We start from the raw sequence: 11,986 nt of genomic DNA on the forward strand, positions 1-11,986 counted from the left end.
CTGAGAAGGATAACGGATAGGACAGAAGAGATACGCATGTGTCTTCGTCCTGGAAAGGAACCCCTCTATGCTCTGGCAGGAGGGGTTTTTTCTTCTTATATACGAATGGAGAGGTGTCACGAGTGAATCAAAAAGCTGTTATTCTCGACGAACAGGCGATCAGGCGGGCGCTGACAAGGATAGCCCATGAAATGATCGAACGGAATAAAGGAATGAATGACTGCATTCTTGTAGGGATTAAAACAAGAGGCATTTATTTAGCGAAGCGGCTGGCCGAGCGGATCGAACAGATTGAAGGGAATCCGGTCACCGTCGGGGAAATCGATATCACCCTTTACCGTGACGACCTCACGAAAAAAACGAGCAATGAAGAGCCGCTTGTAAAAGGCGCGGACATTCCGGCCGATATTACAGACCAAAAGGTCATTGTGGTTGATGATGTGCTTTATACCGGCCGGACGGTGAGAGCGGCGATGGATGCCCTCGTTGATGTCGGACGGCCGTCATCGATACAGCTTGCCGTGCTTGTCGACAGAGGGCACCGGGAGCTGCCGATCAGAGCGGACTATATCGGGAAAAACATTCCGACCTCAAAAGCTGAAAAAGTGATGGTTCAGCTGAGCGAAGTTGATCAGACTGATATGGTCGCCATTTACGAAAATGAATAATCACCCTTTTTAAATGCATTCCAGAGAGTTTGCGAAGAGGATTTTAAAACACAAAGCCGGGCGGATCGACGCGGCCAGGTTTTGTATGCCTCTTTGCGCAAAAAGCAAAGAGGTTTTTTTATACCATTTGAAAGTCAACCGGGAGGAAAACGCCATGAGTAAGAAAAAAGTAAACCTGGGAGTCAGGGACGTCCCCAATCCATTGTCTTGGCTGTCATTCAGCCTGCAGCATTTATTCGCCATGTTCGGTTCAACCATACTCGTGCCGAAACTGGTCGGAATGAGCCCGGCAGTGGCGCTTGTCACGAGCGGAATCGGGACACTCGCCTATCTCTTGGTGACAAAAGGCCAGATTCCCGCTTATCTCGGCTCATCATTCGCCTTTATATCACCGATTATCTTGGTGAAGGCGACGGGAGGGCCGGGGGCTGCCATGGTCGGCGCTTTCCTGGCGGGAATTGTGTACGGCCTGATCGCATTGCTCATCAGGCAGCTTGGAACGGGGTGGCTGATGAAGCTGCTGCCCCCGGTCGTCGTTGGGCCGGTCATCATCGTCATCGGTCTCGGACTGGCAAGCACAGCCGTCAATATGGCAATGTATGCCGATCCGAATGCGAAGGAACTCGTCTACAGCTTGAAACATTTCAGTGTAGCCGGCGTCACTTTGGCCATCACCATTATCTGCGCCATCTTTTTACGGGGATTTTTAAGCCTGATTCCGGTATTGATCGGCATTATAGGCGGCTATCTGTTTGCGCTGACACAGGGCATCGTCAATTTTCAGCCGGTCATTGATGCAAAATGGTTCGCCGTTCCTGAATTTATCATCCCTTTCAAAGACTATACGCCGTCAGTGACATTGGGCATTGCGGCTGCGATGGTGCCGGTCGCTTTCGTGACGATGTCAGAACATATCGGCCATCAAATGGTGCTGAGTAAAGTCGTCGGACAGGATTTCATTAAAAAGCCGGGACTGCACCGCTCCATAATGGGGGACAGTGTTGCGACGATCATTGCTTCGTTAATCGGCGGCCCGCCCACGACAACATATGGCGAAAACATCGGTGTACTGGCAATTACGAGAGTTTTCAGCGTCTTTGTCATCGGCGGCGCGGGAGTGATTGCGCTGTGCTTCGGATTTATCGGAAAAGTTTCGGCGCTGATCAGCTCTGTTCCGTCCGCGGTTATGGGAGGCGTTTCCTTCCTGCTCTTCGGAATTATCGCCTCCAGCGGCTTAAGAATGCTGATTGACAACAACATTGATTATGAAAACAAGAGAAATTTGATTATCACATCCGTCATCCTCGTGATCGGCGTCGGAGGGGCTTTTATTCAAGTATCAAAAGGCGGATTCCAAATATCCGGCATGGCGCTTGCGGCAATCGTCGGAGTCATCCTGAACCTCATCCTGCCGCATGCAAATGAAGAAGACGCGATGGCATCAGAAAAACAAAATCATATGTAAAACCTTTTAAAGAAAGTCCAGAGAGGCTTGGAAGGGTTATAACGGGAAGAAGCTGTACGCTGCTTCTCTCTTTAACCGCACCCCGAGTCTATAGACCGGGGTGTTTTTTTACGGCCTTCAAGCGGAAACGGAGGAGAAAAACATGAATCATTTAACGGCGATGTCTGAACTGAGCACGGCTGAAATTACAGAACTGCTGCGTGAGGCAAAAGCAATAAAAGAGGGAACAGTCCGCCCTGATCTCGCGGGAAAATTTGTTGCGAATCTGTTTTTTGAACCGAGCACGAGAACGCGGTTCAGCTTTGAAGTGGCGGAAAAGAAACTCGGAATGAACGTGCTCAGCTTAGACGATACGAGCACAAGCGTTCAAAAAGGCGAGTCCTTATATGACACGGTCAAAACACTGGAATCAATCGGAGCGGACGCCTGCGTCATCAGGCACAGCACGGATGAATATTACAAAGATCTGACCGGCAGAGTCAATATTCCGATCTTAAACGCCGGCGACGGCTGCGGCCAGCACCCGACTCAGTCATTACTCGATTTAATGACGATTCAAGAGGAATTTGAGACCTTTCAGGGCCTGACGGTTTCCATTCATGGCGATATCAAACACAGCAGGGTGGCAAGGTCAAATGCCGAGGTGCTGACAAGGCTCGGCGCACGCGTGCTGTTTTCAGGGCCGCCGCAATGGCAGGATGAGAAAAACGCCTTCGGCACCTGTGTTCAGACGGATGAAGCCATACAAGCTTCAGATGTCGTCATGCTGCTCCGCATCCAAAATGAAAGGCATCAGACAGAAGCCGACCAAAAAGGCTACCTGGAAGCATACGGGCTGACCGCAAAGCGGGCGGAGAGCATGAAGCGGCATGCCATCATCATGCATCCCGCACCGGTGAACAGAGGAGTCGAAATTGACACAACATTAGTGGAATGCGGAAAATCAAGAATCTTTAAACAAATGGAAAATGGCGTGTATATCAGAATGGCAGTCTTAAAAAGAGCACTGCAAACCAATGTGAAAAGGGGAGAAGCGGCTTATGTCTTATCTCATTAAAAACGGCTGGATGTTAAATGAACAGGGAGAAAAAGTGGCACAGGATATCCGGGTAACGGGTGAATTCATTTCGGAAACCGGGCTTCTGACAGCGAAAGACGGAGAAACGGTGATCGACGCTGACGGACTGTTCGTTTCACCGGGACTCGTAGACCTTCATGTCCACTTCAGAGAACCGGGCGGCGAGAAAAAAGAAACCATTGAGACGGGCTCTAAAGCCGCGGCGCGGGGCGGCTTTACCACAGTCGCAGCCATGCCGAATACAAGGCCGGTGCCGGATACGAAAGAGCAGATGGAATGGCTGCAAAACCGGATCAAAGAAACCTCATCTGTCAGGGTTCTTCCTTACGCATCCATTACGATCAGACAAACCGGCGAAGAAATGACAGATTTTAAGGCGCTTCATGAAGCCGGAGCATTCGCCTTTACCGATGACGGCGTCGGCGTTCAGACGGCCGGAATGATGTATGAAGCCATGAAATGGGCGGCTTCAATGAATAAAGCGATTGTCGCTCATTGTGAGGATAACTCGCTTATTTACGGAGGGAGCGTGCATGAAGGATCTTTTTCAAAAGCGAACGGCCTGAACGGCATACCTTCCATTTGTGAAGCGGTACATATCGCCCGTGACGTCCTGCTGGCGGAAGCGGCGGGCTGCCATTACCACGTGTGTCATATCAGTACGAAAGAATCCGTCAGAGCCGTAAGAGACGCAAAAAAAGCCGGAATCCGCGTGACGGCGGAAGTGTCGCCGCACCACCTGCTTCTTTGTGAGGAAGATATCCCGGGACTTGATACCAATTTTAAAATGAATCCGCCGCTTCGCAGCAAAGAGGACAGAGAGGCGCTGATTGAAGGGCTTTTAGACGGTACGATTGATTTCATCGCCACTGACCATGCGCCGCATACAGAAGAAGAGAAAAACACGGATATGAAGCTTGCGCCTTTCGGGATCGTCGGTTTAGAAACAGCCTTTCCGCTTCTGTACACACATTTTGTGAAAAACGGGGCGTGGACGCTGAAGCAGCTGGTTGATTTCATGACGGTAAAACCTTGCGAGGCATTTGATCTTCCGTACGGAACGCTTGCACCGGGGGCGCCGGCTGACATCACCCTGATTGATCTGGAAAAAGAAGCAGCCATTGACAAAGATACATTTTTATCTAAAGGAAAAAATACGCCATTCAACAAGATGAAGTGCTTCGGCTGGCCTGTTGCAACGATGGCTGCCGGTAAGCTTGCATACGAAGAAGGGAGACTCGTCAAATGAAAAGAAGACTAGTGCTGGAAAATGGAGCGGTATTTGAGGGTGAAGCATTCGGGAGCCTGGAGCATACCGCGGGTGAAGTCGTATTCAACACGGGAATGACCGGTTATCAGGAAATTTTATCAGACCCTTCTTACTGCGGGCAGATCGTGACGCTGACGTATCCTCTGATCGGCAACTACGGAATTAACAGAGATGACTTTGAATCCATCACTCCTTTTGTAAAAGGGCTGATCGTAAAAGAACTGTGCGAGCTGCCTTCCAACTGGCGTTCGGCTTACACGCTTGACGAGTATTTGAAAATGAAAAATATCCCCGGCTTACAAGGGATTGACACGAGAAAGCTCACAAGAATGATCCGCACGGCCGGCGCATTAAAAGGAACGTTTGCTTCAAGTGAGGAGAATGTCGGAGAGGTTCTTGCAAGGCTGAAAGAAACGGAACTGCCGAGAAATCAAGTCGCTCAAGTATCTGCGAAAACGGCATATCCGAGTCCGGGCCGCGGCAAACGCATCGTACTCGTCGATTTCGGTATGAAGCACGGCATTTTAAGAGAGTTAAACAAAAGAAAATGCGATGTCATCGTTGTGCCGTACAATGTAACGGCGGAAGAAGTGCTTCAGCTCAAGCCGGACGGCATCATGCTTTCTAACGGACCCGGAGATCCGAAAGATGTGCCGGAAGCCATTGAAATGATAAAAGGAATACTCGGGAAGGTGCCGTTATTCGGAATCTGCCTCGGCCACCAATTATTTGCGCTGGCATCCGGAGCGGAAACGGAAAAAATGAAATTCGGACACAGGGGTTCCAATCATCCGGTTAAAGAGCTTGCGACAGGGAAAGTCGCTTTAACCGCCCAAAACCACGGATATACAGTTTCTTCAATAGATGAGACAGAGCTTGAAGTGACGCACATTGCGATCAATGATCAAACGATCGAAGGACTCAAGCATAAAACATTGCCGGCATTTACGGTTCAGTACCACCCTGAAGCTTCACCGGGGCCGGAAGACGCCAATCATTTATTTGACAGATTCATTGACTTGATCGAAACAACTGAGAAAGAAGGGGAAGCGGTATGCCAAAACGCGTAGATATTAAAAAGATTTTAGTGATCGGATCAGGCCCGATTATTATCGGACAGGCGGCGGAATTTGATTATGCGGGCACACAGGCGTGTCTCGCTTTGAAGGAAGAAGGCTATGAAGTCATTCTCGTCAACTCGAATCCGGCAACGATTATGACGGATACGGAAATGGCTGATCGGGTATACATAGAGCCGCTGACGCCGGAGTTTCTCACGCGTATTATCAGAAAAGAACGGCCGGACGCCATCCTGCCGACTCTGGGAGGACAGACCGGACTGAATCTTGCCGTCGAGCTGTCTGAACTCGGGGTTCTTGAGGAATGCGGAGTGGAAGTGCTCGGGACAAAGCTGTCCGCCATCCAGCAGGCGGAAGACCGCGACTTATTCCGTACGCTGATGAATGAGCTGAATGAACCGGTGCCGGAAAGTGAGATCATCCGCACTTTACAGGAAGCCGAGGAATTTGTCGGCCGGATCGGGTTTCCGGTTATCGTGCGCCCCGCTTACACATTAGGCGGAACGGGCGGCGGCATCTGCTCGAATGAAGCAGAACTGAAAGAGATCGTCGAAAACGGATTAAAACTCAGCCCCGTCCATCAGTGCCTTCTTGAAAAAAGCATTGCCGGTTACAAAGAGATCGAATATGAAGTCATGAGAGACAGCAGAGATCACGCGATCGTCGTCTGCAACATGGAAAATATCGATCCGGTCGGCATCCATACGGGCGACAGCATCGTCGTTGCCCCGAGCCAGACTTTGAGCGACCGGGAATACCAGCTTTTGCGCAATGTTTCATTAAAGCTGATCCGCGCGCTCGGCATTGAAGGCGGCTGTAATGTTCAGCTCGCGCTCGATCCCGACAGCTTCCAATATTACATTATCGAAGTGAATCCGCGGGTGAGCCGCTCATCTGCCCTCGCCTCAAAAGCGACGGGTTACCCGATCGCAAAGCTTGCGGCGAAAATCGCAGTCGGGCTTTCTCTTGATGAAATGATGAATCCCGTAACGGGAAAAACATATGCGGCTTTTGAGCCCGCGCTTGACTATGTCGTTTCTAAAATCCCGCGCTGGCCGTTCGACAAATTTGAGTCGGCAAACCGCAGGCTCGGGACGCAAATGAAAGCCACCGGAGAGGTCATGGCCATCGGACGCACCCTTGAAGAATCGCTGTTAAAGGCGGTCCGCTCATTGGAAGCTGATGTCTATCACCTGGAACTGAAGGATGCGGAAGAGATTTCTGACGGGCTTTTGGAAAAACGGATCAGAAAGGCCGGGGATGAACGCTTGTTTTATCTTGCTGAAGCGTTCAGAAGAGGCTATACAGTCGAGCAGCTTCATGAGTTTTCTGCAATTGACGTATTCTTTTTGCACAAGCTCTGTAAGCTGGTCGCTTTTGAAACAGAGCTGAAAGCGGAAAAAGGCAGCCTTACCGTCCTGCAGACAGCGAAGGAACTCGGTTTCTCCGACAAATATATCAGCCGGGAATGGAACATGCCGGAACAAGAGCTGTATCAAATGCGAAAAGAAGCAGACATCAAGCCTGTATATAAAATGGTGGATACATGCGCGGCGGAATTTGAATCAGAAACCCCGTACTTTTACAGCACATATGAGGAAGAAAATGAGTCTGAGGTTACTTCAAGAAAAAGCGTCGTCGTCCTCGGTTCCGGGCCGATCCGTATCGGACAGGGCGTCGAATTTGACTATGCGACCGTTCATTCTGTCTGGGCGATCAAGCAGGCAGGCTATGAAGCGATTATTATCAACAACAATCCTGAGACGGTGTCCACTGATTTCAGCATATCAGACAAACTGTATTTTGAACCGCTGACGGTAGAAGATGTCATGCACATCATCGATTTGGAACAGCCGGAAGGCGTTGTCGTCCAATTCGGCGGCCAGACGGCGATCAATCTTGCGGAAGAATTGAGCGCCCGCGGCGTCAAAATCCTCGGCACATCACTTGAAGATTTAGACCGTGCGGAAGACCGGGATAAGTTTGAGCAGGCGCTTGAGGCGCTGAATGTGCCGCAGCCGCTCGGAAAAACCGCCGTGTCGGTGAACGAAGCGGTCAAAATTGCCGCATCCATCGGCTATCCGGTACTTGTCCGCCCTTCGTATGTGCTCGGCGGCCGGGCGATGGAAATCGTCTATCACGAAGAAGAGCTGCTTCACTATATGAAAAATGCGGTCAAAATCAACCCGCAGCATCCGGTGTTAATCGACCGTTATCTGACGGGGAAAGAAATCGAAGTCGATGCCGTATCTGACGGCGAAACAGTCGTTATTCCGGGAATTATGGAGCATATCGAGCGGGCCGGCGTCCATTCAGGGGATTCAATCGCCGTCTATCCGCCTCAGTCTTTAAGCGAAGACATTAAGAAAAAAATCGAACAATACACTGTAGCCTTGGCAAAAGGCCTTAACATCATCGGGTTGCTGAACATCCAGTTCGTACTGTCGCAAGGTGAAGTGTATGTGCTTGAGGTAAATCCGCGGTCAAGCAGAACCGTGCCGTTCTTAAGCAAAATCACAAAGATTCCGATGGCGAATCTGGCGACAAAGGTCATTCTCGGCCAAAAGCTTGCTGATTTCGGCTATCAAGAGGGGCTGCAGCCTGAACAGCAGGGGGTATTCGTGAAAGCGCCTGTCTTCTCATTCGCGAAGCTGAGAAGAGTGGATATTACGTTAGGCCCTGAAATGAAGTCGACGGGAGAGGTCATGGGCAAAGATTCAACCCTGGAAAAAGCGCTCTATAAAGCGCTGATTGCTTCTGGCATTCAAATCCCGAACTACGGCTCAGTGCTGTTGACTGTTGCCGATAAAGATAAAGAAGAAGGACTGCTGATCGCGAAGCGGTTCCACGCCATCGGCTATAAAATCTTGGCGACGGAAGGAACGGCGGCTTATTTGAAAGACGCTCAGATTCCGGCTCAAGTCGTCGGAAAAATCGGCGAAGAAGGGAAAAATCTGCTCGATGTGATCAGAAACGGCGAAGCGCAATTTGTCATCAATACGCTGACAAAGGGCAAACAGCCGGCCAGAGACGGCTTCAGAATCCGCCGCGAATCCGTTGAGAACGGAGTCGCCTGCCTGACATCTTTAGATACGGCCGAAGCCATTTTGCGGGTACTGGAAAGCATGACATTCCGGGCGGATCATATGCCTGCATCCGAAACCAATCAAAAGGCGGCAGTCACGATATGAAGAAAGGGCATTTGACTGTTCAATCCAACTTAGAAATTGCCGACCGGATTTATAAGATGGTGCTGAAAGGAGAGCTTGTCCGGCACCTTACCGAGCCGGGTCAATTTCTTCATCTGAAGGTAAGTGACGCGGTCACGCCGCTATTAAGAAGACCGCTCAGCATTGCGGACGTCAATTTCGCCGCGAATGAAGTATCCGTTATCTACAGAGCTGACGGTGAGGGAACGCGTCTTTTGTCCGAGAAAAAAGAGGGCGGCAGGATAGACGTTCTCGGCCCTCTCGGCAACGGATTCCCCATCCGGCGGATTGAACCCGGCAAAACCGCGCTGTTAGTCGGAGGCGGAGTGGGGGTTCCGCCTTTGCAGGAACTGTCAAAGCGCCTGACGGAAAAAGGCGTAAACGTCATTCATGTGCTTGGATTTCAATCAGCAAAGGATGTTTTTTACGAACAGGAATGTCGTGCGTACGGAGACACCTATGTGGCGACGGCTGACGGCACATATGGAGAGAAAGGGTTTGTCACCGATGTCATCCGTGAAAAGCAACTCGAATTCGATGTCCTGCTAAGCTGCGGACCGACACCGATGCTGAAAGCTCTGAAGCAGCAGTACGGCCATAAAGAGGTTTATCTTTCGATGGAAGAGCGGATGGGCTGCGGCATCGGAGCCTGCTTCGCCTGCGTATGCCGCACGGGTGAAAGCGATACATCCTATGTAAAGGTCTGCCTTGACGGGCCGGTATTTAAAGCTGAGGAGGTGGCGCTGTAATGTTAGAGGTGAATCTGCCGGGTCTCCAATTGAAAAACCCGATCATCCCCGCTTCCGGATGTTTCGGTTTCGGGAAAGAATATGCCGGATTTTACGATTTATCATGCCTCGGAGGCATTATGATTAAAGCAACGACGAACGAAGCCCGCTTCGGAAATCCGACGCCGAGAGTGGCGGAGACAAGCGCGGGAATGCTGAATGCCATCGGTCTGCAAAATCCCGGCCTCGAGCATGTGCTCAATCATGAGCTGCCTTGGCTCGAACAATTTGACACGCCGATTATCGCAAATGTCGCCGGTTCTCAGGTGGACGACTATAAAGAAGTGGCCGAGCACATCAGCCAAGCGCCGAATGTGCATGCGCTTGAGCTTAACATTTCATGTCCGAATGTCAAAACGGGGGGGATTGCTTTTGGTACTGATCCCGTTATGGCGGCCGAACTGACAAAAGCGGTGAAAGAAGTTTCCGCAGTGCCTGTGTATGTGAAGCTTTCGCCTAATGTCGCAAACATAACCGAAATTGCCAAGGCGATTGAAGCGGCCGGTGCTGACGGTCTGACGATGATTAATACACTCATCGGGATGAGGCTCGATCTCAAGACGGGACGGCCGATCTTAGCAAATAAAACGGGCGGACTGTCAGGCCCGGCGATCAAACCGGTCGCCATCCGGATGGTATACGAAGTCAGCCAGGCCGTTCAAATCCCGATTATCGGGATGGGCGGCGTTCAGACCGCAGAGGATGCATTAGAATTTCTTCTTGCGGGAGCGAGTGCGGTTGCCGTCGGCACGGCAAACTTCGTCAATCCGTTCGTCTGCCCGGAAATCATAGAACAGCTCCCCCGTGTGCTGCGCCAGCACGGCTTTCAATCTGTAAGTGAATGCATCGGAAGGAGCTGGAAACATGAAAAACAACCTGCCCATCATCGCGCTTGATTTTGCATCAGGGGAAGAGACTTTAACGTTTTTAGACTTGTTTGAAAAGGAAAGACTTTTTGTCAAAACGGGGATGGAACTTTTTTATCAGGAAGGCCCCGCCATCATTCACCAATTAAAAGAACGGAACTGTGATATATTTTTAGATTTAAAGCTTCATGATATCCCGACTACGGTCAATAAAGCGATGAAGCGGCTGGCCGGCCTCGGCGTTGATCTCGTCAATGTGCATGCGGCAGGGGGCGCACGCATGATGCGCGCGGCCCTTGAGGGACTTGAAGAAGGCACGCCGGCAGGCAGCAAACGCCCGTCTTTAATCGCGGTGACTCAGCTGACCAGCACTTCAGAGCAGGTGGCGAAGGAAGAGCTTCTGCTGCATAAGCCGCTGTTAGAAACGGTTGTGCATTACGGCAAAATGGCGGAAGAGTGCGGGTTGGACGGAGTGGTATGTTCGGTACATGAAACAAAAGCCATTTATGAAGCGGTCCGGCCTTCATTTCTGACAGTCACACCGGGCATCCGCACGGCCAGTGACACAGCTGACGATCAAGTCCGGACGGCGACTCCGTCATTTGCGAAAGAAAACGGTTCGTCAGCCATCGTCGTGGGCCGCTCAATTACAAAAGCGGAAAACCCCGTTGAAGCATATGAAGCAATTAAACTGGAATGGGAGGGCGTTCGCCGATGAAACAGGCTATCGCAAAACATCTATTACACATTGAAGCTGTCTTTTTACGCCCGAATGAGCCGTTTACGTGGGCGAGCGGCATTTTATCACCGATCTATTGTGACAACCGTCTGACATTGTCGTATCCAAAAGTGAGAAATGATGTGGCGGACGGGCTTGGCAAACTGCTGAAAGAGCATTTTCCCGAGGCGGAGATGATCGCGGGCACTGCAACGGCGGGCATTCCGCATGCTGCGCTTCTCGCAGATCGTACAGGCGCGCCGATGTGCTACGTCAGAAGCAAACCGAAAGCGCACGGCAAAGGAAATCAAATAGAAGGCGCCATTAAGAAAGGACAAAAAACAGTCGTGATTGAAGACTTGATTTCTACCGGAGGCAGCGTGCTTGAAGCTGCGGCGGCCCTTCAAAGAGAGGGCGCGGAAGTCCTCGGCGTCATTTCCATTTTTACATACGGACTGCCGAAAGCAAAAGAAGCCTTTAAAAAAGCGGGTCTTCCTTATTACTCGTTAACGGATTATGACACGCTGATTGAAGTCGCGCTTGAAAACGGAACGATTCATTCAGATGACATTGAGAAACTGAAATCATGGAAACAGAATCCCGAGTCAGAAGATTGGTTTAAAAAATAATGACAATAAAAACAGGCCTCAGGGCCTGTTTTATTATTCCTATCAAAAAACTCGGGTTGACTTCTGTTAGAATTGTGCTAAAATTTAGTACAAATCTAAAAAGCTTATCAAGAGCGGCTGAGGGACTGGACCGATGACGCCCGGCAACCTGCGTGTCATGCAAGGTGCCGCATCCAGAAAAATGCACAGCATTTTGAAGATAAGGGCTATACCGGG

Annotated in this window: 10 protein-coding genes and 1 riboswitch; all 10 genes read left to right on the forward strand. The window is 50.5% G+C overall.

Annotated elements, in window-relative coordinates:
• The first annotated feature begins 122 nt into the window (after nt 1–122).
• The 10 genes from pyrR (at nt 123) to pyrE (ending at nt 11,770) form a co-directional block, all read left to right on the forward strand.
• Nucleotides 123–668: a bifunctional pyrimidine operon transcriptional regulator/uracil phosphoribosyltransferase gene (gene pyrR / locus NYE36_RS08255; RefSeq protein WP_003154392.1), complete on the forward strand. Its 546-nt coding sequence runs from the start codon at nt 123–125 to the stop codon at nt 666–668.
• 154 nt (nt 669–822) lie between these two features.
• Nucleotides 823–2,133, forward strand: a complete 1,311-nt coding sequence (gene pyrP, locus NYE36_RS08260) for a uracil permease PyrP (protein ID WP_025284702.1) — start codon at nt 823–825, stop codon at nt 2,131–2,133.
• Nucleotides 2,134–2,275: 142 nt separating this feature from the next.
• Nucleotides 2,276–3,190 carry an aspartate carbamoyltransferase catalytic subunit gene (locus tag NYE36_RS08265; protein WP_014417729.1) on the forward strand — a complete coding sequence of 305 codons (915 nt, stop codon included), beginning with the start codon at nt 2,276–2,278 and terminating at the stop codon, nt 3,188–3,190.
• A complete protein-coding gene (locus NYE36_RS08270) occupies nt 3,174–4,460 on the forward strand; it encodes a dihydroorotase (protein WP_064115982.1) in 1,287 nt (428 codons plus the stop codon). Before NYE36_RS08265 ends, NYE36_RS08270 begins: the two co-directional genes overlap by 17 nt.
• Nucleotides 4,457–5,551 (forward strand): carbamoyl phosphate synthase small subunit, encoded by a 1,095-nt coding sequence (locus NYE36_RS08275; protein WP_007409730.1) that lies wholly within the window; start codon nt 4,457–4,459, stop codon nt 5,549–5,551. The genes NYE36_RS08270 and NYE36_RS08275 overlap by 4 nt, the downstream gene beginning before the upstream one ends.
• Nucleotides 5,536–8,751 carry a carbamoyl-phosphate synthase (glutamine-hydrolyzing) large subunit gene (carB, locus tag NYE36_RS08280; RefSeq protein WP_060675453.1) on the forward strand — a complete coding sequence of 1,072 codons (3,216 nt, stop codon included), beginning with the start codon at nt 5,536–5,538 and terminating at the stop codon, nt 8,749–8,751. Before NYE36_RS08275 ends, carB begins: the two co-directional genes overlap by 16 nt.
• Nucleotides 8,748–9,518, forward strand: coding sequence for a dihydroorotate dehydrogenase electron transfer subunit (locus NYE36_RS08285; protein ID WP_095352173.1), 771 nt, complete (start codon nt 8,748–8,750; stop codon nt 9,516–9,518). The genes carB and NYE36_RS08285 overlap by 4 nt, the downstream gene beginning before the upstream one ends.
• The gene (locus NYE36_RS08290; protein WP_003154377.1) at nt 9,518–10,453 is read left to right on the forward strand and encodes a dihydroorotate dehydrogenase; all 936 of its coding nucleotides are present in this window, start codon (nt 9,518–9,520) and stop codon (nt 10,451–10,453) included. The genes NYE36_RS08285 and NYE36_RS08290 overlap by 1 nt, the downstream gene beginning before the upstream one ends.
• On the forward strand, nt 10,422–11,141 hold the full coding sequence (pyrF, locus tag NYE36_RS08295; protein WP_095352172.1) for an orotidine-5'-phosphate decarboxylase: 720 nt from the start codon (nt 10,422–10,424) through the stop codon (nt 11,139–11,141). The genes NYE36_RS08290 and pyrF overlap by 32 nt, the downstream gene beginning before the upstream one ends.
• Nucleotides 11,138–11,770: an orotate phosphoribosyltransferase gene (gene pyrE / locus NYE36_RS08300; protein WP_061861443.1), complete on the forward strand. Its 633-nt coding sequence runs from the start codon at nt 11,138–11,140 to the stop codon at nt 11,768–11,770. Before pyrF ends, pyrE begins: the two co-directional genes overlap by 4 nt.
• A 101-nt stretch (nt 11,771–11,871) precedes the next feature.
• Nucleotides 11,872–11,976, forward strand: a riboswitch (SAM riboswitch).
• The last annotated feature ends 10 nt before the right edge of the window (nt 11,977–11,986 follow it).

Origin of the sequence: Bacillus sp. FSL R5-0593, from assembly GCF_038603755.1 — a bacterium.
Classification (GTDB): domain Bacteria; phylum Bacillota; class Bacilli; order Bacillales; family Bacillaceae; genus Bacillus; species Bacillus velezensis.

Coding starts and splice junctions, on each gene's coding strand:
- pyrP (WP_025284702.1), top strand. CDS start 823: ATGAGTAAGAAAAAAGTAAACCTGGGAGTCAGGGACGTCCCCAATCCA.
- NYE36_RS08265 (WP_014417729.1), top strand. CDS start 2,276: ATGAATCATTTAACGGCGATGTCTGAACTGAGCACGGCTGAAATTACA.
- NYE36_RS08270 (WP_064115982.1), top strand. CDS start 3,174: ATGTCTTATCTCATTAAAAACGGCTGGATGTTAAATGAACAGGGAGAA.
- NYE36_RS08275 (WP_007409730.1), top strand. CDS start 4,457: ATGAAAAGAAGACTAGTGCTGGAAAATGGAGCGGTATTTGAGGGTGAA.
- carB (WP_060675453.1), top strand. CDS start 5,536: ATGCCAAAACGCGTAGATATTAAAAAGATTTTAGTGATCGGATCAGGC.
- NYE36_RS08285 (WP_095352173.1), top strand. CDS start 8,748: ATGAAGAAAGGGCATTTGACTGTTCAATCCAACTTAGAAATTGCCGAC.
- NYE36_RS08290 (WP_003154377.1), top strand. CDS start 9,518: ATGTTAGAGGTGAATCTGCCGGGTCTCCAATTGAAAAACCCGATCATC.
- pyrF (WP_095352172.1), top strand. CDS start 10,422: ATGAAAAACAACCTGCCCATCATCGCGCTTGATTTTGCATCAGGGGAA.
- pyrE (WP_061861443.1), top strand. CDS start 11,138: ATGAAACAGGCTATCGCAAAACATCTATTACACATTGAAGCTGTCTTT.